At 69.7% G+C, this 21,560-nt stretch carries 22 protein-coding genes; 10 read left to right on the top strand and 12 right to left on the bottom strand.

The window, feature by feature from the left end; genetic code table 11:
* Window positions 1-61 precede the first annotated feature (61 nt).
* Entirely contained in the window at window positions 62-2,032 is a 1,971-nt protein-coding gene (locus ACQPZP_RS20900) for an APC family permease (RefSeq protein WP_433479274.1), read from the top strand.
* 29 nt (window positions 2,033-2,061) lie between these two features.
* Here the strand turns inward: ACQPZP_RS20900 and ACQPZP_RS20895 are convergent, their stop codons facing one another.
* Window positions 2,062-2,667, bottom strand: coding sequence for a helix-turn-helix domain-containing protein (locus ACQPZP_RS20895; protein WP_433479273.1), 606 nt, complete (start codon window positions 2,665-2,667; stop codon window positions 2,062-2,064).
* Between the two features lie 46 nt (window positions 2,668-2,713).
* Here ACQPZP_RS20895 and ACQPZP_RS20890 point away from each other — a divergent pair, with 46 nt between their 5' ends.
* Together ACQPZP_RS20890 and ACQPZP_RS20885 are read left to right on the top strand one after the other, a co-directional pair.
* Complete coding sequence (locus ACQPZP_RS20890; RefSeq protein WP_433479272.1) at window positions 2,714-3,229, top strand: N-acetyltransferase family protein; 516 nt, start codon at window positions 2,714-2,716, stop codon at window positions 3,227-3,229.
* The gene (locus ACQPZP_RS20885; RefSeq protein ID WP_433479271.1) at window positions 3,226-4,500 is read left to right on the top strand and encodes an MFS transporter; all 1,275 of its coding nucleotides are present in this window, start codon (window positions 3,226-3,228) and stop codon (window positions 4,498-4,500) included. The genes ACQPZP_RS20890 and ACQPZP_RS20885 overlap by 4 nt, the downstream gene beginning before the upstream one ends.
* 32 nt (window positions 4,501-4,532) lie before the next feature.
* On the opposite strand, the gene ACQPZP_RS20880 is transcribed toward ACQPZP_RS20885, so the two are convergent.
* The 3 genes from ACQPZP_RS20880 to ACQPZP_RS20870 all read right to left on the bottom strand — a co-directional run bounded on the left by ACQPZP_RS20880 (window position 4,533) and on the right by ACQPZP_RS20870 (window position 6,638).
* Entirely contained in the window at window positions 4,533-5,555 is a 1,023-nt protein-coding gene (locus ACQPZP_RS20880) for an MBL fold metallo-hydrolase (RefSeq protein WP_433479270.1), read from the bottom strand.
* Between the two features lie 339 nt (window positions 5,556-5,894).
* A complete protein-coding gene (locus tag ACQPZP_RS20875) occupies window positions 5,895-6,032 on the bottom strand; it encodes a hypothetical protein (RefSeq protein ID WP_433479269.1) in 138 nt (45 codons plus the stop codon).
* 153 nt (window positions 6,033-6,185) lie between these two features.
* Window positions 6,186-6,638, bottom strand: a complete 453-nt coding sequence (locus ACQPZP_RS20870; protein WP_433479268.1) for an Lrp/AsnC family transcriptional regulator — start codon at window positions 6,636-6,638, stop codon at window positions 6,186-6,188.
* 94 nt (window positions 6,639-6,732) lie between these two features.
* Between ACQPZP_RS20870 and ACQPZP_RS20865 the strand changes: the two genes are divergently transcribed.
* From ACQPZP_RS20865 to ACQPZP_RS20855, 3 genes are all read left to right on the top strand, one after another.
* Window positions 6,733-7,389, top strand: a complete 657-nt coding sequence (locus tag ACQPZP_RS20865; protein WP_433479267.1) for a LysE family translocator — start codon at window positions 6,733-6,735, stop codon at window positions 7,387-7,389.
* Between the two features lie 564 nt (window positions 7,390-7,953).
* Window positions 7,954-8,442, top strand: a complete 489-nt coding sequence (locus ACQPZP_RS20860; protein ID WP_433479266.1) for a GNAT family N-acetyltransferase — start codon at window positions 7,954-7,956, stop codon at window positions 8,440-8,442.
* Window positions 8,443-8,507: 65 nt separating this feature from the next.
* Window positions 8,508-9,668 (top strand): epoxide hydrolase family protein, encoded by a 1,161-nt coding sequence (locus ACQPZP_RS20855; protein WP_433479265.1) that lies wholly within the window; start codon window positions 8,508-8,510, stop codon window positions 9,666-9,668.
* 40 nt (window positions 9,669-9,708) lie between these two features.
* Here the strand turns inward: ACQPZP_RS20855 and ACQPZP_RS20850 are convergent, their stop codons facing one another.
* From ACQPZP_RS20850 to ACQPZP_RS20840, 3 genes are all read right to left on the bottom strand, one after another.
* Window positions 9,709-10,392, bottom strand: coding sequence for a hypothetical protein (locus tag ACQPZP_RS20850; RefSeq protein ID WP_433479264.1), 684 nt, complete (start codon window positions 10,390-10,392; stop codon window positions 9,709-9,711).
* Complete coding sequence (locus ACQPZP_RS20845; RefSeq protein ID WP_433479263.1) at window positions 10,382-10,957, bottom strand: hypothetical protein; 576 nt, start codon at window positions 10,955-10,957, stop codon at window positions 10,382-10,384. The genes ACQPZP_RS20850 and ACQPZP_RS20845 overlap by 11 nt, the downstream gene beginning before the upstream one ends.
* Window positions 10,958-11,153: 196 nt before the next feature.
* On the bottom strand, window positions 11,154-11,810 hold the full coding sequence (locus tag ACQPZP_RS20840) for a CBM35 domain-containing protein (protein ID WP_433479262.1): 657 nt from the start codon (window positions 11,808-11,810) through the stop codon (window positions 11,154-11,156).
* A 32-nt stretch (window positions 11,811-11,842) separates the two neighbouring features.
* On the opposite strand from ACQPZP_RS20840, the gene ACQPZP_RS20835 reads away from it, so the two are divergent.
* Window positions 11,843-12,835, top strand: a complete 993-nt coding sequence (locus tag ACQPZP_RS20835; protein WP_433479261.1) for an RNA-guided endonuclease InsQ/TnpB family protein — start codon at window positions 11,843-11,845, stop codon at window positions 12,833-12,835.
* Window positions 12,836-12,882: 47 nt separating this feature from the next.
* Here ACQPZP_RS20835 and ACQPZP_RS20830 read toward each other — a convergent pair whose 3' ends face one another.
* From ACQPZP_RS20830 to ACQPZP_RS20810, 5 genes are all read right to left on the bottom strand, one after another.
* Entirely contained in the window at window positions 12,883-13,077 is a 195-nt protein-coding gene (locus ACQPZP_RS20830) for a hypothetical protein (RefSeq protein WP_433479260.1), read from the bottom strand.
* 13 nt (window positions 13,078-13,090) lie between these two features.
* Window positions 13,091-14,839 carry an amylo-alpha-1,6-glucosidase gene (locus ACQPZP_RS20825; RefSeq protein ID WP_433479259.1) on the bottom strand — a complete coding sequence of 583 codons (1,749 nt, stop codon included), beginning with the start codon at window positions 14,837-14,839 and terminating at the stop codon, window positions 13,091-13,093.
* A 118-nt stretch (window positions 14,840-14,957) separates the two neighbouring features.
* Window positions 14,958-15,776, bottom strand: coding sequence for a carbohydrate ABC transporter permease (locus ACQPZP_RS20820; protein WP_433479258.1), 819 nt, complete (start codon window positions 15,774-15,776; stop codon window positions 14,958-14,960).
* The gene (locus ACQPZP_RS20815; RefSeq protein ID WP_433479257.1) at window positions 15,773-16,612 is read right to left on the bottom strand and encodes a carbohydrate ABC transporter permease; all 840 of its coding nucleotides are present in this window, start codon (window positions 16,610-16,612) and stop codon (window positions 15,773-15,775) included. Before ACQPZP_RS20815 ends, ACQPZP_RS20820 begins: the two co-directional genes overlap by 4 nt.
* Before the next feature lie 71 nt (window positions 16,613-16,683).
* Entirely contained in the window at window positions 16,684-17,937 is a 1,254-nt protein-coding gene (locus ACQPZP_RS20810) for a sugar ABC transporter substrate-binding protein (RefSeq protein ID WP_433479256.1), read from the bottom strand.
* A gap of 249 nt (window positions 17,938-18,186) precedes the next feature.
* Here ACQPZP_RS20810 and ACQPZP_RS20805 point away from each other — a divergent pair, with 249 nt between their 5' ends.
* The 3 genes from ACQPZP_RS20805 to ACQPZP_RS20795 all read left to right on the top strand — a co-directional run bounded on the left by ACQPZP_RS20805 (window position 18,187) and on the right by ACQPZP_RS20795 (window position 21,421).
* Entirely contained in the window at window positions 18,187-19,200 is a 1,014-nt protein-coding gene (locus ACQPZP_RS20805; protein ID WP_433479255.1) for a LacI family DNA-binding transcriptional regulator, read from the top strand.
* 232 nt (window positions 19,201-19,432) lie between these two features.
* A complete protein-coding gene (locus ACQPZP_RS20800; protein ID WP_433479254.1) occupies window positions 19,433-19,813 on the top strand; it encodes a VOC family protein in 381 nt (126 codons plus the stop codon).
* A gap of 192 nt (window positions 19,814-20,005) precedes the next feature.
* Window positions 20,006-21,421 (top strand): sialidase family protein, encoded by a 1,416-nt coding sequence (locus ACQPZP_RS20795; protein WP_433479253.1) that lies wholly within the window; start codon window positions 20,006-20,008, stop codon window positions 21,419-21,421.
* Window positions 21,422-21,560: the final 139 nt, after the last annotated feature.

Genomic DNA, 21,560 nt, shown 5'->3' with positions numbered 1-21,560 from the left:
GCCGTCAAGGGCGCGTTAACGCATCTGTCGACGGCGGCGCGCGGGGCGGTCGCATGGGATCGTGCGTAGTCTCCTGGCCCCCAAGCGTCTCGTGGTGGGACGCCCGCTGCGGAACGAGCAGATGGGCGAAACCCTCCTGCCGAAGAAGATCGCCCTTCCGGTCTTCTGCAGCGACCCCCTGTCCTCCAACGCGTACGCGACCGAGGAGATCCTGCTCGGGCTGAGCCTGGGCGGGCTGGCACTGTTCCATCTCGCGCCCTGGGTGGCGCTCGCGGTGATCGTCCTGCTGACGGTGGTCGTCCTGTCGTACCGGCAGACCTGCCACGCCTACCCCAGCGGCGGCGGCGCCTACGCCGTATCCCGCGAGAACCTGGGGGTGAACGCCTCGCTGACGGCCGCGAGCGCGCTGCTGGTCGACTACGTGCTGACCGTAGCCGTGTCGGTGGCGGCGGGTGTCGCCAACATCGTCTCGGCGTTCCCGGCGCTGGCCTCCTACTCCGTGCCGCTCTGCCTGGGGCTGGTCGCGCTGCTGGCCCTGTTGAACCTGCGCGGGGTCAAGGAATCCGGCTCGATCTTCGCCGTCCCCACCTACGGGTTCGTCACCGTCATCCTCCTCATGATCGTCTGGGGTGGGCTCCGCATCCTGTTCGGTGACACCCCCCAGGCCGAATCGGCGCACTTCGGCATCCAGGCGCATCACGGGACGACCGGCTGGCTCGCCCTGGCGCTGATCCTGCGCGCCTTCTCCCAGGGCTGCACCGCGCTGACCGGCGTCGAAGCGGTCAGCAACGGCGTCCCCAGCTTCAAGAAGCCGAAGAGCAAGAACGCCGCCGACACCCTCGCGATCATGGGCGGGCTCACCATCGCGATCTTCGCCGGGATCACCTGGCTGGCCCTCGCCTCGCACGTCCGGATCTCCGACAGCGTCGCCTCCCTGACCGGTGCCCCGGCGGGCTACGAGCAGAAGACGGTGATCACGCAGGTGGCCGCCGCCGTCTCCGGGGACGGGTCCTGGCTCTTCTACCTCGTCGCGGGCTTCACGGCGGCGATCCTGGTGCTGGCCGCCAACACCGCCTACAACGGCTTCCCCATCCTGGCCTCGATCCTCGGCCAGGACGGCTTCCTGCCCAAGCAGTTCTCCCGCCGCGGCGACCGCCTGGTCTTCAGCAACGGCGTCGTCATCCTCGCCGTGCTGGCGGGCGCGCTCATCTGGGCCTTCGACGCCAGCACCACGCGGCTGATCCAGCTCTACATCATCGGGGTCTTCGTCTCCTTCACCCTCAGCCAGGCAGGCATGGTCCGGCACTGGACCACCAAGCTCCGCACCGCCCCTCCCGGCGCCCGGCACGTACTGCACCGATCCCTGGTGATCAACGCGGCGGGCGCCGTCCTCACCGCGCTGGTCCTCGTCGTCGTCCTGATCACCAAGTTCACGCACGGGGCGTGGATCGTGGTCATCGCGATGCCGCTGGTGTTCGCGATGATGAAGGGCATCCACCGCCACTACACCCGGGTGGCCCAGGAACTGGCCCCGAGCGGCGACCCCCTCTCCCTGCCGAGCAGGATCCACGCCGTGGTGCTGGTCTCCAAGCTCCACGCCCCGACCCTGCAGGCGCTCGCGTTCGCCCGCGCGACCCGCCCGTTCGACCTGACGGCGGTGACCGTGGCGACGTCCGCCGCCGACATCGCCGCGCTCGAAGAGGAATGGTCGCGGCGCGACATCCCGATCCCGCTCAAGGTCCTGGACTCGCCCTACCGGGACATCACCGGCCCCGTCCTCGACCACGTCGGCCGGATTCGCCGCAAGAGCCCCCGCGACCTGGTCTGCGTCTTCATCCCCGAATACGTCGTCGGCCACTGGTGGGAGCACCTGCTGCACAACCAGAGCGCCCTGCGGCTCAAGGCCCGGCTGCTGTTCCGGTCCGGCGTCATGGTCACCAGCGTCCCCTGGCAGCTGGGCTCGGCCGAGGCCGCCCTCGCCCGCCGCTCCGAAGCCTCCGCCCTGGCCTCCCGCCACCAGGCCACGAGATGAACCCGCCCGCGCAGCCCCCCGAACCGGCGCTAGTCCCGGTCGCGTGAAACGGGTTCCCGGCTGCGCGGTTGGGCTGTGCGGGGACGCATGATGAGCGCGGCGACGTAGTAGGTGCACGGGCCGGAGCCGGCGTTGGCGTAGGCATGGGTGACATCTGCGGCGAAGTAGACCGAGTCGCCCTCGTTCAGGTCGATGGACATGTCGGGGACGGTCAGGCGCAGGACGCCGGATTCGACGACGATGTACTCGTGGGAGCCCGCGGCGTACGCCGGGAATCGGCCCGCGTCACACCCCGGCGGCAGGGTCGTGCGGATCCATTCGAAGTTCACGCCGGGGACGACCGGGGTGAGGATCGTCCGCCGCCACCCTCCGGGCTCGTCGACGACGTCCTGGTCGGCGGCACGCCGCACGATGACCTGCCCCTCGTCCGGCTGTGCGACGAGATCGGCGAGCGGCACGCCGAGGCCCTCCGCGATGCGGGCCAGAACCACGATCGTGGGCGCCTTCTGCCCGCGTTCGACCGACGACAGCATGCTCACGCTCACATCGGCCGTCTCGGCCAGCCGCCGAAGGGTCAGCCCCCGGTCGCGCCGGAGCCCCTGAATACGGGCTCCCAGCACCGCCAGATCCAACATTCCTCTATAATGGCATTGAATTTCACTATAGAGAAATGGACGCCCCGTGACAGTCCCCGAAGCGGTCATCCGTCCCGCCGGCCGTGGGGATCCGAAGGCCGTGGCCGAGATCTTCACGCACTACGTCTCGCACACCGTGATCACGTTCGAGCAGACCCCGCCGGCCGTCGCCGAATGGCGGCGGCGGCTGGACGACCTCACCGGCCGGGGCCTGCCCTTCCTGGTCGCCGATCTGGACGGCGAGGTGGCCGGGTACGCCTACGCCGGTCCATGGCGCCCCAAGCCGGCCTACCGGCACACCGTGGAGGACTCGATCTATCTCGCTCCGGACCGGACGGGCCGGGGTCTGGGCGGCGCGCTGCTCGGCGGCCTGGTGAACCGGTGCGCACGGGCGGGCATGCGCCAGATGATCGCGGTCATCGCCGACACCGGAGGCGACGCCTCAACCGCGCTGCACCGGCGTTTCGGCTTCACCGACGCCGGACGGCTGACCGGCGTCGGGCACAAGCACGGCCGCTCGATCGACACGCTGCTCATGCAGCGGGCCCTGACCGGCCCGTGACCTGCGGCCCTCGCACGACCACGCGCACCGCGCCGTGGCGGCGGGTGTTCTACGGCTGGTGGATGGTCGCCGGTCTCGCCGTCACCGAACTGGTCTCCTGGGGCGTGCTGGTCTACGCCTTCTCGGTGCTCGTCGTTCCCATGCGCGCCGAGCTCGGCTGGTCGACGGCCCAGCTGAACGGCGCGTACACCACGGGAGTGGCGGTCTCCGGCCTGGTCGCCGTCCCCGTCGGGCGCAGGCTGCAGCTGCACGGCGCCCGGGGCGTCATGACCGCCGGCAGCCTGCTCGGGGTCGCCGCGTTGCTGGCCTGGGCGAACGCCCATTCCCTGGTCGCCTTCTACGCGGCGTTCGCCGTCGCCGGGCTGGCCATGGCCACCACGCTCTACGAACCGGCGTTCGCCGTCACCGCCGCCTGGTTCGCCAGGCATCGCGCCCGCGCCGTGCTGGTGCTCACCGTGGCCGGCGGCCTCGCCAGCACCGTGTTCGTCCCGCTGACCGGGGGCCTCGTCCACGTGTACGGCTGGCGCACCACCCTGGTGCTGCTCGCCGGGGCGCTGGGCCTGGTCACGGTCCCGCTGCACGCCGGGCTGCTGCGGCGCCGGCCGTCCGACATGGGGGCACACCCCGACGGGCGCCCTGCCGACGTCCAGGCGCCGACGCACTCCGACACCGCCGAGGGCGCGATCACCCGGCGTGCGTCGTTCCGCTGGTTCACCCTCTTCCTGGTCTGCCATACCACCGGCAAACTGGCCGTGACCGTCATCCTGGTCGCCTACCTCACCGACCGCGGCTACTCGCTCCCCCAGGCCACCGCCGCCGCCGGCGCGGTCGGGGCCTTCCAGGTCCTCGGGCGGCTGGCGTGCACCGCGTTGCGGCCCCGGTTCCCTGCGCAGCGCACGGCGATCCTGCTGTTCGCCGCGCAGGCCGTCGCCCTCCCCGTCCCGCTGCTCACGACCGGACACGCGGCGGCCGCGACCGGCACCGTCGTCACGCTGGTCGTGTTCTTCGGCCTCGGGTACGGACTGCCCGACCTGCTGCGCGGCACCCTGCTCGTGGACTACTGCGGTCCGGGCCGCTACCCCGGCGTCAACGGGATCGTCGCCATCTTCGTGGTCGCCGCGCGTGCCACCGGCCCCCTCCTCGCCGGCCTCGGGGCCGCCGTCTTCGGCGGCCACTCCGCCACCCTGATCGGCGCGGCGGCCCTGACGGCGACCGGCGCCCACGCCCTGCACCGCGCCCATCAGGCGTTCACCAGGGAGTCCCGAGAGTGAGATCGCCCATCACATCGTCGCGGGTGCCGCGATCAGCAGCAGGCAGGAGCCGATAGCGCGGAGGCCAGGGCCACCGGATGGGCGGAGGCGCTCTTCTCCTCGTCGGTGGCGATGCGCCCGCGGAGCATGGTCTCCATGACCTTCATGAAGCGCCGGACCCTGGCATGGCCGATGATGAACGGGTTCGCCGGCACCCCGGACCTCAGTTCCTCCATGCGCGCCAAGCCCTGGTCACAGGTCCCGTGGTTGTTCAGTTCGACGTCCACACCCGCCTGCCTCATCCGGGCGGCGAACGCCAGGACGGACGAGACGTAGGTCCGCTTCTCCGCGGTCGCTGCGGGCGGATTGGTCCCGCCCCACAGCATCGCGGTGTGCCGCCGCCCCTTCCACCGCACCGGGAAGATCGGCGAGACGGTCCCGGGCGTGTGCCCGGGTGTGTGGTGGAGCACGACCGTCGTGTCTCCGAGGGTCAGCCGCTGACCGTCGGCGATCTCCAGGTCCCGGGTGGGAGCGTCGGATTCGCCGGCCACGAGATCCCAGTCGGCCGGGCTCATCATGACCCGGGCCCCGTAGCGGTCGGCGAGGTACCGGGCGCCGCCGTAATGATCGCTGTGGCCGTGGGCCGCCACCACATACTTGATCTTCGACGGGTCCACGCCCACCGCGCGCAGCCCCGGGACGAGGGTGTTCTCGGCCTCGTCCGGCGACCCCAGCGCGTCGACGAGGATGACGCCGCCGGACGTGAGGAGCGCCGTGGCCGACACGAACCCGGTGCTCACCACCGCCACGTCGTCGAAGATCCGCAAGGGCTCGGGCGCCTTCACCGGCGGCATCACGGCGCCCGGCCTGAGCGCCCGCACGAGGTTCTGCAGGACGGGATCGCCGCCGGCCAGCCGCACCGCGCGGTCGTAGTACTCCTGCGCACTCGTGGGTGCTGTCCCGGCCGCGATCTTGGTCGCGCCGGCCGGGGACTCGGCCCGGCATCCCGCGAGCGGCAGAAGAGCCGCCGCCGCGAGCAGAGCACGGCGGGACGGCCCGGACTGCTCAAGCGACATTCGATGACACCCGCTTTCTCTGGCCCGAGCGATCACGATCCCGGGCGGTCTCCGGTGACGCCCAGAAGACCAGAGACGATCATGTGATGTCCAATATCGATACCGCTCCCGAATCAATAAGGAAATGAATATCGAGGCTCTACGCCGCCACCGTCACCTGCGGCGAAACGGCTTCGGGCGGGCCTCAACGGACCGCACGGCGCGCCCGGTGCGCGCCCGGTTCCTGCGCTCGGCCACGCACCGCGTGTCCATCCCCAGAAAGCGAACAAGCGGCCCCCCGGAATTGAAGGGGGCCGCCTCGACAGACCTACAAGCGCGTCTTCGGCCAGCAGGTGTCGGTTACTGTCCGAACGGGTTGTGCGGGTCGAGGTTGACCTCGTTCGGGCCGACCTCCAGCGGGTCCCTCAGGGGCTCCTCCGGCTGGTCGGCAGCCTCCTGCGGCTCCTCTTCCTGCGAGGCGCCCTGTGTGTTCCGCATGGTGAACCATCCTCCGATCTCTTCTTTTCGTCCCCGACGCAAAGCGTGGTGAACGGCTCCGTTGCGTCGTCCGAAGCCGTGAAGGACCGTCCGAGTGGGTTCCGTCAGGGCAACCGCCACTCGAACACAGTCGGCCTCAGCCGCGCCAGGGGCTCACAGAGGCAGGGGCCGGTTCTCTACGACGCTCTTCATGATGAGAGTGGAGGTGAGGCGCTGGACGCCGGGGAGGGTGGAGAGTTCGTCGTCGTAGAGCCTTTGAAAGGCGGGCAGGTCGCGGGTGATGACGCGCAAGAGATAGTCGGGGTCGCCGAAGAGGCGTTGTGCCTGCAGGACGTGGGGAATGTCGGCGACGGCCTGTTCGAACGCGGAGATGGTGTCGTGGGCCGCGCTGCGCATGGTGACGAAGACCAGGGCCTCGAAGGTCAGGCCGAGGGCGTTGGCGTCCAGGTGGGCGTGGTATCCGCTGATCGCGCCGGAGCGTTCCAGGGCGCGCAGGCGGCGATGGCAGGGCGAGAGGCTGAGGCGGACGCGCTCGGCGAGTTCGGTGACGGTGAGGCGGCCGTCCTGCTGGAGCTCGGCAAGGATTGCGCGGTCTACGTCGTCCATGAGGGAGATTCTTCCCCACAGCTTCGTCAACAGGGAAAAGGTTGGAAGCACATTCCAGGCAATCGGCCCTAATCTTCCTTCCCGTGGATCCTCGGTGCTTCTGGGTTCCGTGTTCGCGAAGGAGGACAAGGTCATGGCGGTCGGTACCGTCGCCGCGTTCTGGGCGGTGTCCCTGCTGTTCGTGGTGACGCCGGGAGCGGACTGGGCGTACGCGATCGCGGCCGGGCTGCGGCATCGGACGGTGCTGCCGGCGGTGGGCGGGATGCTGGCCGGGCATCTGGCGGCCACCGCTGTGGTGGCGGCCGGGGTCGCCGCGCTGGTGGCCCGCTCGCCCCTGGTGATGGCGGCGCTGACGGTGGTGGGCTCGGTCTATCTGGTGTGGCTGGGGATCGGGACGCTCGCCCGTCCGGCGGCCCCGGAGGCCGATGCACAGCAGGCGGCCGGCTCGTGGGTGCGGCAGACGGCGAGGGGCGCCGGGGTCAGCGGGCTCAACCCGAAGGTCTTCCTGCTGTTCCTGGCGCTGCTACCGCAGTTCACCGACCCGGCCGCGGCATGGCCGGTCGCGGTGCAGATCACGGTCCTGGGGCTGGTTCACGTGGTCAACTGCGCCGTGGTCTACACGGGGGTAGGCGTGGGAGCGCGGCTGGTGCTGCGGGCGCGGCCCGCGGCGGCACGGACGGTGGCCCGAGCGTCCGGCGCCGCGATGGTCGGGATCGCCACATTCCTGCTGGTGGAGCAACTGGTCGCATAGAGCAGAAGGCCGCCCGCACACCTGGACACCCAGCCATCTGCCCCTCTGCGGCAGCCGGAAGATCGACTGCCAGCGATCGCTCGGCGCAGATTCGCCGACCCGGCAGGACGGTTCGCGGCGGCGCCCGACGAGGCCGCGTCGCCGCGGTGGCGCGCCCGGTCCCGGTCGATCAGTGTCGCCGGGGTGCGGGCAGGGCAGGTCCCAGGGTCGACTGGAGATAGGTCATGGCGTCGGCGTACTTGGGGTCTCGCGCACGTGCCTCGATCTGTTCGGGGGTCAGTTCCGCAACCCGCCGGCTCGGTGACCACGGTGGCGCCGGCCTTCACGGCGCGCTGGACGACCGCATCCGCATCGTCCACGTAGAGGCGAAGCAGGCCCGGGGTCTCGATGGCGAACGGCGAGTCGAACATCATCACGATAATTCCCACTCTAGCAGAACGGAACGCTCTGTTCCAGAATCGCGCAGTGAGCCCGCCGATGGTGCCGTGAGCGCGGGCGGCGGTCATCATGTGTCGATCTGGCCGGCCGCCCAAAATGAATCACCGGAAGCGAAAGGTAGTGCTCATGGCCGAAACCATGGTGCCGCTGACGATCCGCGACCTGACCCACCACGACCTTCCCTTGTGCACCTGGTCCGGGTCGAACACCCACCTCGCGAGCGTCGCCAAGGCGCTGGACCGGGTGGCGCACGGCGAAGTGGACTATCTCGCCGTCTGCCCACCGTCCGGTCTGCCAGTGGCGATCGGCGGCATCGACTACGCCAAGGCGCCCGGTGCGGGAACGCTGTGGCAGTTGGCCGTTCATACGGCGATGCAGTCATGCGGAATCGGCACAATCCTCATCCAGACCGCCGAGCAGCGGATCCGTGCCCGCAACTTGCACCGTGCAGAGCTCAGCGTGGAAGAGCACAACTCCCGAGCCCGCGCGTTGTATGAACGACTCGGCTATGTCGCCTACGGACGCGCACCCGAGTCCTGGGACGTGGAGGCTCCAGACGGTTCCACCACCCGGTACGAGACGGTGTGCACGCTGATGCGCAAGCAACTACCGTAGGTTCGCGGCGTGCAGACCAGGCACGATCGCCGACTAACCCGCAAAGGGTCATTGGCCTCAGCGACGTGAACTCTTACAGCGCCGAGGAGAAACCCGTGGCCGACCGGCCCCTGATCACGGTGAGCGACGCCGATCTGGAAGATCTGCGTGCCCGGCTGCGCGCCACCCGCTGGCCGACTCCCTGGCCGCTCGACGCGTGGCAGGCCGGCACCGACTCCGGCGAGTTGCGCCGCCTCGTGGACTATTGGGCCACCGACTACGACTGGCGCGCGCACGAGGCCACGCTCAACGCGCTTCCCTCCCATTTCGCCGACGTCGACGGCACGCCCGTCCACTATCTGCGCTTCGACGGCGAGCATCCGGACGCCCTGCCCATCGTCCTGACCAACGGATGGCCCAGTTCCTTCCTGGAGCTCACCGCCCTGGCCCGACGCCTGGCGGCGCCGACACAGCACGGGGGCGACGCCGCCGACGCCTTCACCGTCGTCGTCCCGTCCCTGCCCGGCTACGCGTTCTCGCCCCAGCGCCCGTCGCTGCCGCCGGCACTCCAGACCCACGAGATCTGGCACCGTCTCATGCACGACGAACTCGGCTTCGACCGGTACGCCGCCCACGGCGGCGACCTCGGCGCCGGCGTCACCTCCCGCCTGGCGGAGGCGTACCCGGACGCCATTGCCGGGATTCACCTCCTCGCCGTCGCCGCGCCCATCGAGTACGACCCGGCGAGCCTTACCGCCGAGGAGCGGACCTACCTCGACGAGGTCGCCACCTGGAGCGCGGAGGAAGGCGGCTACCAGCACCAGCAGAGCACCCGGCCCCTTACTCTCGCCCATGCCCTGTCCGACTCCCCTACCGGCCTCCTGGCATGGTTCGTCGAGAAGTACCGCGCCTGGAGCGACAGCGACGGCAGCCTGCGGGGCCGGTTCACCGACGACTTCGTTCTGACCCAGGCCTCGCTCTACTGGTTCACCGGCGCCATCTCGACGTCGTTCCGGCCGTACTACGAGTACGCACACGGCCTGACGAGACGCGTCGAACGGGTCGAGGTCCCCACAGCCGTCGCCGTCTTCCCCGCCGACCTCACCCGGCCCCCACGCTCCTGGGCCGAGCGCACCTACAACGTCGCCAGGTACACCAGGATGCCCCGCGGCGGCCAGTTCGCGGCGCATGAGGAACCCGGCCTCCTCGCACGCGACGTCACCGAGTTCTTCCGCACCCTCCGCTGACCGACCCGCCGGCCAAACGTCGACCGCGTCGGCGTCAGGCTCACCTGAGCCTGACGAAGCGCAGGATCCGGGTCCAGGTCGAACGGGAACGGGACGAGGCGAACCGCTTGAAGCTGTCGCGGTCTTCCGGTTCGGCCATCTGCTCGAAGATGGCACGCGCCTCCTCGCGGACGGCCTGGTCGCCGTGCAGCATCTGCTCGAACAGCAGTTCGCTGCCGAGTGTGCGCCCAAGAAGGACGGACTTCGCGCGGACGCTCACCATGAGGGCCGGGTGAGCCGAGAGTCGATGCATGGCCCGGACCAGCTCTGCGGGATCTCCGATTTCATGGATTCGCAGGTGCCGGACGAGTTCCAGAGCGAGGTGCAGTTCCGCGGGATCCGGTTCCGGCGAACGCGCGGTGAGGATGGCCGTCACCGCGTGCGCGAACGGCCTCCTGTCGTGATGGGTGTTCCGCAGGAGAAGGCGAAGATTCTTTCTGAGCTTGCGGTCATGGCCGCGAGGTTCGCCCTGAGCGGCCATCGAAATGGCCGAGCGGATGATCTGAGCTGGGGGCAGGGATGCATATTCGGCAGCTCCGGCACTGTCTCCTTCGAGCTTCCGGAGCATCTTCAGGGCATCCCACCGGCGCGAATCGTTCTCGTCAATGGCGAGGTAGACCAGTGAATCGCGGATGTCGAGCCCCGTGAGCGCCGCGGCGTCGTCGTCTGCGAGTTCACCGACCACGTGCCAGGAGGGCGGCGACGACTTCGGGGAAGCCCATGCCATCGGGATCGACGAGAGTGGCGGCGTCCAGCAGAAAGGGAACGGCCTGATCGGATCGAATGTCCCGCAGCGCCAGAGCGGCACGGTGGACGCAAACAGGATCGCGGAGCGCGTCGGCGAGGACGGCGCCCGCGCGCTCGTCCCCGAGCCGGTGCAGGGCTACGACGAGTCCCTGCTTGAGGCGGCTCGGGTCCCGGTAGCGGCGCACCTCGTCCGGCGACGGGAGGTCTTCGCTTCGAATGGTGAGGTGGCGCTCGTGGTCACCAAGGCCGTGGTCGGCGGTGAGGCTGTCCATCTCGTCGTACCAGATATCCCAGGCATCAACGACCTCGGCGAGTTTCTCGCGGTGGTCAGCGGTGTCGGCCAAGAGTGCTTCAAGTCGCGAGATGAGCGCGGGAACCACCTGCGGGCCGAGCTCCCCGACTTCTTCGATGGCCTGATCCCGCGGGCTCGGCCCGCCGTAGTCCGAGGAGCTCAGCTCCACCGACAGGCTGCTGATCAGGTCTTCGAGTTCTCTCGTCCCCATCGGACTGGATCTCCTTCCAGATCGCGGCACACGGCATGACCAATACACGCCGGCGCCCGGGAGCGGTCCCGACCAACGCCTTGAGGTCTCTGGATCATAAGTGGCTCGCAGGAGATCGCGGATGGGCCCCGCTCCATGGCCGCTGCGGCTGACAGCGGCCATGGAGCGGGGAGCAGTTCGATTCGGCTCCGGACGATCAGTCCCGGCCGGTGAACGGGGTTATGCCGATCCGGTCGATGATCGGCGCGTACTTGGAGCGGAGAAGTACGTCCGGGAAAGTCTCCGAGATGTAGGTCTTCCCGTCGAAGTTGGGCAGTTCCTCAGATCCGAACGAGATGGTGTTCGCGCCCGCTTTGAGGTCTACCTGGATGGTCTGTTGCCAGTAGTTGTTGGCGTGGAAGGTGTGCGGGAACAGCACCCGCCGCGTCTCGCCGTTGACGGAGACGTCGGCGTGCCGGGCCAGCGGGTCGGGGTTGTAGTGCGTGGCCGGCGACTGCTCCGGTTTGGAGTAGCGGACCGTGAGCGCATACCGTCCGGCCACGGGGGCGGCGACGTCGAACGTCAGCGTGTTCGCATTGCCCCGTTCGCCGCCGATGCCGGTGACGGCCTTGCCCCCGCCGGCCAGCGAGGAGGCGGTCACCTGCGCCGTGCCGGCGAGACGAGCGCCCTCGGCCTCGTACCAGGTGGTGTTCAGCGTGCCGGCGGTGCTCTCGGTGCGGAGCCGGTCGAGGCGCAGGCGTCCGCGCTCCCCGGTCACGGTCATCTTGTTCACCCCTCCGGTCAGGAACACCTTGGCCTCGGCCGAGGCGGCCAGGTTCCGGACCTTCCGGCCGTTGACCGCGAGCCCGCCCACGCCGCCGCCGAAGGTGTCGACGTGCAGGGTCGGTGACGGTGCAGCAGCAGGCGCTCAAGGACTTCCACCAAGCCATGAGCCACTTCTTCGCCAGTACCCACCGGCGTCCCACCTGGCGTAAGGCCGGAGGGCACGAAGGGTTCCGGATCGTGGCGGTCAAACCCGGCGACGTGCGGCGGGTGTCCCGCCGGGTGGGGCAGGTGAAGATCCCCAAGGTGGGGTGGGTGAGGTTCCGCTGGTCCCGGGCCGTCCCCGACGGCGTCAAATCCTTTCGGGTCACCCGTGACCGGGCGGGCCGCTGGCACGTCGCGTTCGCCGCGATCCCCAATCCGATCCCCGCACCCGGCAGCGGCGAGGTTGTGGGGGTGGACCGGGGGGTGGCCGTGGCCGCGGCGTTGTCGACTGGTGACCTGCTGCGGGTGCCCGGGCTGCGGGAGACCGAGCGGGCCCGGCTTGCGCGGCTGCTGCGCCAACTCGCCCGCGCCCAGCGCGGCTCGAAGCGGCGGGCCCGGGTCAAGGCCGCCATCGCCCGGCTGAAAGCCCGCGAGACCGACCGGCGCAAGGACTGGATCGAGAAGACCTCCACCGATCTGGCCCGCCGGTTCGACCTGTTCGGCGTCGAGGACCTCAACATTCGGGGCATGACCCGCTCGGCACAGGGCTTGGTGGAGGCGCCGGGCCACAACGTGGCTCAGAAGGCCGGGCTGAACCGGGGCATCCTCGCCGCCGGCTGGGGCGCTCTGGTGCGGCGGCTGGAGCACAAGGCGCCCGGACGCGTCATCAAGATCGACCCGCGCAACACGTCGCGGACCTGTAACGCCTGCGGGCATATCGCCGGGGAGAGCCGCAAGAGTCAAGCGGTCTTCTCGTGCGTGGCCTGCGGGATCCGGGTCAACGCCGACGTGAACGCGGCCTGCAATATTCGTGATACGGCCGCAGGGCATGCGGTCGCTGCACGGGGAGGCCCGCCGTTGGGCTGGCCGGTGAACCATGAACCCCAACACGACCTGCCCCTCACAGGGTAGATGTCGGCTGTTGGAATCCCCCTCGGGAGTTCACGAGGGGGAGGATGTCAAAGCTTCCCGTCGAGACCGGACTGCGAGCTGTCGTGCACGACACCGGTGGTGAGGAAGTCATCGTTGAAGTCGTAGTGCAGGACCAGGTTCGCCGACGGCTCCGCGGCGGCCGTCACGGGGACGGCCCCCAGGCCGCCGGTCAGCAGCCCGGCCGTGGCGAGCCAGGCGGTGAAGCGTCTTCCTCTGGACATGTGCGTGTCCTCCTCAGGGCACCGGGGTGGGAGTGGGGACGTCCGTGCGGCGCCGTTCGTGGGCGGCGGCGAGGATCAGGTAGCCGCTCGCGGTCCAGGTGTAGGCGCGGTCGCGCAGGCCCGCGCCGGTGAGGGCGTCGAAGTTCTCCGCGAATCCCGATTTCTCGCACAGGGCACGGAATCGGGCGCTGATGTCGTCGGCGAGCTCGGTGAACCCGGCGCGGCGCAGGCCGTCCTCGATCAGGACGGTGGCGGGGGCCCAGATCGGGCCGCGCCAGTAGCCGTCCGGCCGGTAGTGCGGCGAGCGGGGCGACTCGGTCGCCAGCCCGTATTCGGTCAGATGCGCTTTGATCCGCTCGGCCAGGACGGCGGCGATGTCCCGCGGAAGCTCCTCGCCCAGCACGATCGGCATCAGGTCCAGCAGGCTGGAGGTGGCCCGGGTGCTCCCAGTGCCGAGGCCGCGGGCCGTGAAGGCACCGCCGTCCCACAGGCGGTCGATCAGGTCGCCCCGAAGCCGGTCGGCGGCCGTCGTCCAGCGGCCGGCCGCGCCGTCCTCGCCGAGTTCGGCGGCCAGGCCGGCGAGACAGCGCAGCTGCAGGACGAGGAACGCCGCCAGATCGGCCGACTCGACGACCCGCTCCCGGTCGAAGGTGGTCGCGTTGTCCCAGCCGCTGTCGTTGCCGTGCTGGTAGTGCGGCAACGGCTGCCCTGGAGCGCACCGGGCGTCCAGCCAGAAATCGGTCCAGGCCACGAGCCGCCGGTAGATCTGCGTCAGGGTGTCCCGGTCGAGGTCATCAGGGAGGCGCTCGCGCAGGTGCCGCAGGGCCCAGCCGTGGATCGGCGGCTTGACGAAGTTGTGGAGGATCTCCGAATGGGCGACGGAGTCGGGCAGCGCTCCGGCGGCGTCCTGGTGGTCGAAGGGGAGCTGGAACTGGTCGACGGCCAGCCCGGGCGCTCCCCCGCCGAGGGCGATGGCGTTGAAGCAGTGGTCCCAGCTCCAGACCTTGTCCATCCAGTGCTTGGACATCAGCACGGCCGGCCGGGTCAGGAATCCGGCCGGGCGCACCGTCGCCGACCAGAGCACGTAGGCGGCCAGTTCCGCGGCGGGGGTGGCGGTGCCGCGCCACGGGGCGATCGCGTCGGCGAACGCGGTGAACCGGTCGTGGGCGGCGCGCACCACCTCCGCGAACGGCGCCCGCGGAGTGTAGGACGGGCGCGCGGTCTCGTACTCCTCGATCGCCACCTCCCATTCCTGATCGGCGGGAAAGATCAGGCCGCGTTCGGACGAGTTCAGCGCCTGCTCCCCCACCGCGGCGGCGGGCGGCCCGCCGACCAGGGTGATCCGGTAACGGCGTCCGGTCTCGTACACGGTGAACACGTACGCGCCGTCGACGGGGTCGCGGTAGAAGTAGGGTCCGCTGAACGGAGTGAGGGACGGGTTCGCCGCGACGATCCGCATGCCCAGCGCGTGGCCGCGCACCCGGATGGTGTCGGTGTCTTCGTAGGCCAGCTCGACGCGTCCCGTCCCGTGGATCCAGCTGAGCCGGGCCGGGGTCGCGGTGACCGTGGCGTCGACCCGGTGGTCGCCGTCGGTGGGGACGAGACGGAGCACCGGATGCAACCCGGTCTGGTGGGAGACCAGATGCAGGTCGTCGGCGTAGGTCTTCTCGGCGATCACGGGCGAGATGTCGAACCAGGACCCGTGATGGCTGAACGGCATCTCGGCGACGGAGAACGTGGGGGACGAGGGGACGGCGGTCATCGGGGACTCTCACTTCTGCGGCGACGCGCGACCGTTCGGGTGTGCGCGTGAACGTTCACGGGCGTGCGGAACCGAACCGAACGCCGTGACGCTCGGCGGAAAGGCTGGGCGCGGGCGGCTAGTCCTTGACGGCCCCCGAAGTGACTCCCGCGGCGACGAAGCGCTGCGCGACGACCAGCAGCACCGCGGCCGGAATCGACGCCACGACCGCGGTGGCCATGATCGCGTTCCACTCCTGGTTGTTGTTGCCGATGTAGCGGTAGATCCCGAGCGTGATGGGGCGCAGCGTCCCGCCCCCGTCGAGGGTGGAGGCGAACACGAAGTCCGACCACGCCCACAGGAAGGCGAACAGCGACACGGTGACGGTGGCGTTGCGGCTGACCGGCAGGACGACCGACCAGAACGTGCGCAGCACGCCCGCTCCGTCGATCTTGGCGGCCTGGATGAGCTCGTCGGGGATCGCGGACATGAACGCGGTGTAGATCAGCACGGCGAACGGGACGGCGATGGTGGAGTCCGCGATGACCAGGCCGCCGACGGTGTTGAGCACGCCGAGCCTCAGGTAGACGGCGTAGAAGCCCATCGCCATGATGATCGCGGGGATCATCTGCGCGATCAGCAGCACGAACCCGAGCAGCCCGCCGCCGGCGGGCCGCAGCTTCGCCAGCGAGTACCCGGCGGGGGCGGCGAGGGCCACCGTCAGCGCCACCGTGCCGAGCCCGATGAGCAGGCTGGTGCCCAGATAGGGCAGCTGCTGGTCCAGGACCGCCCGGTAGCCGTCGAGTGTGCCGTCCACGGGGAACCAGTTCGGCGGGCTCTTGCGCATGTCGCGGTCCCGGGTGAACGACACGTTGATCATCCAGTAGACCGGGAACAGCATGACCGCCGTCAGCGCCAGCGCGGCCGCCGTCTTCCACCAGGTCCTGGTCGCGATCATGACGCGTACCGCCTTCGCTCCACCCGCAGGTACACCAGCCCCGCGATCAGGGTGACCACGATCAGCAGGTTGCCGACCGCCGCGCCCGGGCCGAAGGCGGGCAGCGTGTTGCCGAAGCCGAGCCGGTACGACCAGGTGGCGAGGGTGGCCGAGGAGCCGGCCGGGCCGCCCTTGGTCATGATCCAGATGATGTCGAAGACCTTCACGGTGTAGACCAGCCCCAGCAGCAGCGTGATCGCGGTGACCGGACGCAGCAGCGGCAGCGTGATGCTCCAGAACTGCCGCCACCCGCCGGCGCCGTCGAGGGCGGCGGCCTCGTAGAGCTGGACCGGGATGTTCTGCAGGCCGCTGTAGAGCATGACCAGGTTGAACGGGACGCCGATCCAGATGTTGGCGATGATCACCGAGGCCAGGGACCAGTCCGGCGAGGTGAGCCAGTTGACCGGGCCGATCCCGGCCAGGCTCAGCGCGGAGTTGACCACTCCCGAGTCGCTGTTGAGCATCCACGCCCAGGTGGACGCCGACACGATCAGCGGCAGCAGCCAGGGCACCAGGAACAGCCCGCGCAGCGTCACCGACAGGCGGAACGAGCGGCTGAAGAACACCGCCAGCGCGAGCCCGATCGCGAACTGGAAGACCAGGCACACCACGGTGAACACGGCCGTGTGCGTCAGCGCCGGGACGAAGGCCGGGTCCTCCAGCACGGTTCGGTAGTTGGACAGGCCGGCGAACTCCGCGCCGCCCTGGACGAACGAACGGACGTCGTAGTCGCGCAGGCTCAGGTCGAGGTTGCGGTAGAGCGGGTACGCGAAGAAGAGGGCCAGGTAGACGGTCACCGGGGCCAGGAAGGCCCAGGCCGCCCATGTCGTGGGGCGTGGCCGCCACCGCCGGCGGATCCCGTCCAGGGTCACTTGGTGGCGCTTTCGGCCGCGGTCTGCGCCTTGGCCAGCGCCTCCTGCGGCGAAGCCTTGCCGCTGAGCGCCGCCTGGGCCGCGGTCCACATCTGCTCGGAGATCTTCGGGTACTTCGTGCCCAGGTTGTCGCCGGTCCGGCCCTTGGCCGCCTTGACCGCGTCCACCCACACCTTCAGATCGGGATCGGCCGCCACCTGCTTGGCCTGCACCGCCGCGGTCGGGGCGATGTAGGACAGCGTGTTGGTCGTGGTGAACGAGTTGTCGGTGTTGGTCAGGCACTGCACCAGCTTCAGCGAGGTGGCGTAGCGGCCGGTCTGCTTCTGCACCGGGACGGTCACGAACTCACCGCCGGTCGGGGCGGGCGCGATGCCGCCGTTGACGCCGGGGACGGGGATGATGCCGTAGTCGAATCCGGCCTTCTCGGCGTTGGCCAGCTGCCAGGTACCGTTCTCGGCGAACGCGTAGTCGCCCGTGGCGAACTCCTGCCAGCTCGTGGTCTGGGTGTTGCTGATCACCGAGTTCGGGGCGTACCCCTTCTTCAGCCAGTCGGTCCACAGTGACAGCGCCGAAACACCCTGGGGCGAGTCCAGCTTGGTCAGCGCGGCGCCCGAACCCCAGAACCAGGGCAGGAACTGGAAGCTGCCCTCTTCGGTGCCGACCGCCGAGAAGGTGATCCCCTTCTTGCCCGCTTCCTTCACCTTGGCCAAGGCCGCGTTCAAAGAGGCCCAGTCCTTGACCGACGCGATGTCCACCCCGGCCTTCTTCAGAACCTCCTTGTTGTAGTAGAGCGCCAGGGTGTTGGCGCCGATGGGGATGCCGTAGGTCTTGCCGCCCGTCCGGCCCGCTCCGAGCAGGTTGGGATCGATCCCGGAAGTGTCGATCTTCGATTCCCCGGTGGTGGTGAGCGCGCCCGCGTCGGCCAGCGAGGACACGACCGGGTTGTCGACGATGAGCACGTCGGGGGCGTTGCCCTGCTGCGCCGCGAGCAGCGCCTTGTTGGTCAGGTCACTGGTGTCGTAGCCGGTGCGCTTCACCGTGACCCCGGCCTTGGTGCCGCACTCCTTCAGCAGCTTCACCCAGGCCGAACCGTCATCGAACTGCGGGTACGGATCCCACATCGTGTAGGTGCCCGACGCGGCACCGCCGGACCCGCTCCCCCCGCCACCGCAGGCGGCGAGCCCGCCCGTCAGGGCGAGCGCGGCCAGGCCCGCGCCCAGTGCCCGGCACCGCGCGATCCTTGTGTTCATGGAATCCCTCCTCGGACTCGACCCCGAGCCGCCGGTGCGCGCCGCCCCGGCCGGAACCGTGTCACCGCGCCGTCGTCACCGTGTGGCGAACCTCGCAGCGAATCGGTTCGACAGAACGTAGGATGGCCACGGGAGGCAAGTCAATACTTCGATGCGAGATTTCCCAGCTCCGCAAGCTGCGGCGTTGACAGGCGCCTACGGCGCGCCTAGCATGCTCGAATCGATTCGACGCTCAGCGAGGGGAACCGTTTGAACATCGGAGAGATCGCCCGCAGGGCCGGGGTGTCACGCAGCACCGTGTCCTACGCGCTGAGCGGGAAGCGGACGGTGTCGGAGGCGACGCGTCGTCGCATCCAGGAAGTGATCGACGAGATCGGCTACCAGCCCAACGCCAACGCGCGCGCGTTGAAGGAGGGCCGGACCCGGACCATCGGGCTCGTCATACCGCCGGCCGGGCGGCGGCTCACCGACATGCAGCTCGAGTTCGTCGCCAGCGTCGTGGACGCGGCCGCCCGCGCCGACCTCGACGTGCTGCTGTCGCCCTCCGGCGGCGATCACGACCGCTCGTTCGAACGCGTCGTCACCGGACGGCGGGTCGACGGCGTGATCCTCATGGAGATCCGCCTGGAAGACGCCCGGGTCACCCGGCTCCACCAGGCCGGAGTGCCGTTCGTCGGCATCGGGCGCACCGCCGAGCCCGACGACATGTCCTGGGTGGACGTCGACTACGCCGGACTCATCGCGCGCTGCGTGAACCATCTGGCCGATCTCGGACACCGGCACATCGCGCTGATCAACAGATCGGTCGAGCTCGCCGCCGCCGGCTACGGCCCGGCACACCGGGCGCTGACCGGTTTCACCGACGCCGTCGCACAGCGAGGGATCGACGGCGCCGACTTCTGCTGCGGCGACGACATCGTCTCCGGCGAGTCCTGCATGCGGCACATCCTGGAGACACGACCCGAGATCACCGCCGCGGCGACCATCAATGAGGCCGCGCTCCCCGGCGTCCAGCGCGCACTTGAGCAGGCGGGTCTCGCCGTGCCACGCGACTTCTCGGTCACCGGCGTCGCCGCTCAGCACTGGGCGGAGAACTTCCGCCCCCCGCTGACCGCCGCCGACGTGCTGGCGACCGACATGGGGGCACGCGCCGTCGAGCTGCTGATCGAGAAGATCTCCCGGCCCGACGCCCCGCCCAGGCATCTGCTGCTGAACCCGGCCATCTCCTTGCGATCCAGCACCGGCCCGGCACCACACCGCTGAGCCTCACCCGGGCGCGAATCGATTCGACGATGGACGCGCGGTGATGCTCATGCCGTTTCGCAGACATCATCCATGTCATTCCCACCAGGCTGAATGAGGTTGGAATCGGCTCTGGGATGTTCCAAATCGATTCGAGGCAGTCGAGCACGGCGAAAAGATTCGATAATTGCCCGCCGCCCACGCTGTAACACGGGTCTTGGCAGGGTATTCGGTCGCGGATAGCCTTTCCGTCATGCATCGCAGTCGAGTGGTCGGAATCCTCATCGACACTCCTGCCGCGCAGATCGGCGCGGCGGTGGACTTCTGGTCCGCCGCGCTGGGCGTCCCTGCCCGGCCCGCGCCGGGCGAGGAGCAGTTCACCGTTCTGAAGGGCGCCGTTCCCGAACTGTTCACCGTTGTCCAGTCGGTCGACGACGTGGGGCGGTACCACATCGACATCGAGACCGACGACCTGGCGGCGGAGGTCGCCCGCCTGACGGCGCTGGGCGCGGAGCCGGTCTCCCGCTGGCAGGACGCCCGCACACTGCGCGCGCCAGGTGGCCACCTGCTCTGTGTGGTGCCCGTGCACAGCGATCCCGAGACATTCGCCAGGTCAGCTCGCACCTGGTCGTGAGGCCGCACTTGATAAAGCACTTCGTCCCGGCGAAAGGGAGACGAAGTCGATCTTGGACTGTTAACGTCGGGGGCGCCGTTCGGCGCCTGCGGGAAACGCTGTCGGGCTGGGTGGCAGCGTCTCCTGTGGAGACCCCCATCGAGAATGAGGAAGGCTCCGTTGAAACGACGTTCCACGTTAATGGTGGCCGCGGTGACCGCCGTGTTCACCTGCACGGTTGCGGCTCAGCCCGTCTTCGCGGATGATTCCGGCACCGCCGTTGTGGTGCCGGTGTCGGGTAAGAGTGCGCTGCCCGCCGGTTGCGGTCAGCCCGAGGGCGACGGATACGTGCTGAACCCGAACACCGAGGTTCAGCCCATGGTGGCGCGGGATTCGAAGCGGCCGTGGCATCTCGTCACGGTGTACCAGCAGGACCGGTGGAACCGGTACGGCGGCAACGGAGCCGTCACCGCCGTGTCCGACGACTACGGCGCGACCTGGCGTCCGTCGGCGGAGAATCCCGTGTTCTCCAGGTGCAACGGCGGTACCGCGGCCAACGGCGGCGACTACGACGTCACGACGGACCACTGGGTCACGGTCACCCCGTCGGGCGCGGCCGTGGCCGCCTCGTTCTCGCTGTCGCGGACCGGTGAGGTCACGGCGATCCTGGTGTCGCGGTCCGGCGACGGCGGCGAGCACTGGGACGCCCCGGTGACCCTGCAGCGGGACGACGACCCGCGGTTCTTCAACGACCGCCCGGCGATCACCGCGGACCCGTACCACCCGGGAGTGGTCTACGCGGTGTGGGACCGGGTCGACACCCAGTCGGCGGACAACTGGGTACAGCCCGTCTACATGGCGAAGTCGACCGACGACGGACGCACCTGGACCACGAAGAAGGTGTACGACTTCCCCACCAACAGCGGCGTCATCGGGACCGAACTGGTGCCGATGGCCGACGGGACGCTGTTGATCGGCATGCACCACGAGACGAACACCACCGCCGCCACCCAGGTCATCCGCTCGACCGACGGCGGCGGCACGTGGTCGGCGCCGACGCTGAACGTGGCGGCCCCGTTCGCCGTGGGCACCAAGATCCCGGACCCCGACGGCTCGGGTGACCCGGTGCGCAACGCGTCGCTGCCGCTGCTGGCCGCCCGGCCGAACAGCAAGGTGGTGAACGCGGTCTGGCAGAGCCAGGACGCCGACGGCACCTTCCACGTCGTGTACGCGCGGTCCACCGACTCCGGGAAGACCTGGTCGAGCCCGGTTCGCGTGGACAAGACACCGACCGGCTCGGCCGCGGTTCCGGCGATCGCCGTGTCCCCCCAGGGAACGGTGGCGATCACGTACTACGACTTCCGGAACAACACGTCCGCCGCCACCCTGCCCACCGACTTCTGGGCCGTGACCTGCGCGGAGAACTGCACGCAGGCCGGATCGTGGCGGGAACGGCACATCGAGGGCCCGTTCGACGCGCGGACGGTGCCGTCGACGAGCTCCGGCCGGATGCTCGGTGACTACACCGGCCTGGTCTCGACCGGCTCGGCCTTCGTGGCCGTGTACGGCGTGTCCACGGGCGACACCGCCAACCCCGTGGACCTCCACAGCGCGACCTTCCGCAGCTGAGGCAGGGTGCGACCCGCCGGCGCGGTCTGCGCCGGCGGGTCGCGCGATGACCCCGGCCATCCCGGGGTTCGGGTGTCCGTATGGGTATTTCTACCCTCCCCGTGCTCGCCGGCACGGAGCATGCTGGTGGCAATGCAGG

The organism is Spirillospora sp. CA-142024 (assembly GCF_050942325.1).
Lineage (GTDB): Bacteria > Actinomycetota > Actinomycetes > Streptosporangiales > Streptosporangiaceae > Spirillospora.
Note: the sequence above shows the minus strand (reverse complement) of the source record. Positions and strands in the feature narration are given on the sequence as shown.

What these genes read in the sequence shown, in the direction of transcription:
- ACQPZP_RS20845 (WP_433479263.1), bottom strand. Translation starts at nt 10,957, where the DNA reads ATGGGGACGAGAGAACTCGAAGACCTGATCAGCAGCCTGTCGGTGGAG.
- ACQPZP_RS20830 (WP_433479260.1), bottom strand. Translation starts at nt 13,077, where the DNA reads ATGTCCAGAGGAAGACGCTTCACCGCCTGGCTCGCCACGGCCGGGCTG.
- ACQPZP_RS20810 (WP_433479256.1), bottom strand. Translation starts at nt 17,937, where the DNA reads ATGAACACAAGGATCGCGCGGTGCCGGGCACTGGGCGCGGGCCTGGCC.
- ACQPZP_RS20870 (WP_433479268.1), bottom strand. Translation starts at nt 6,638, where the DNA reads ATGGACGACGTAGACCGCGCAATCCTTGCCGAGCTCCAGCAGGACGGC.
- ACQPZP_RS20860 (WP_433479266.1), top strand. Translation starts at nt 7,954, where the DNA reads ATGGCCGAAACCATGGTGCCGCTGACGATCCGCGACCTGACCCACCAC.
- ACQPZP_RS20825 (WP_433479259.1), bottom strand. Translation starts at nt 14,839, where the DNA reads ATGACCGCCGTCCCCTCGTCCCCCACGTTCTCCGTCGCCGAGATGCCG.
- ACQPZP_RS20895 (WP_433479273.1), bottom strand. Translation starts at nt 2,667, where the DNA reads ATGTTGGATCTGGCGGTGCTGGGAGCCCGTATTCAGGGGCTCCGGCGC.
- ACQPZP_RS20880 (WP_433479270.1), bottom strand. Translation starts at nt 5,555, where the DNA reads ATGTCGCTTGAGCAGTCCGGGCCGTCCCGCCGTGCTCTGCTCGCGGCG.
- ACQPZP_RS20875 (WP_433479269.1), bottom strand. Translation starts at nt 6,032, where the DNA reads ATGCGGAACACACAGGGCGCCTCGCAGGAAGAGGAGCCGCAGGAGGCT.
- ACQPZP_RS20800 (WP_433479254.1), top strand. Translation starts at nt 19,433, where the DNA reads ATGCATCGCAGTCGAGTGGTCGGAATCCTCATCGACACTCCTGCCGCG.
- ACQPZP_RS20820 (WP_433479258.1), bottom strand. Translation starts at nt 15,776, where the DNA reads ATGATCGCGACCAGGACCTGGTGGAAGACGGCGGCCGCGCTGGCGCTG.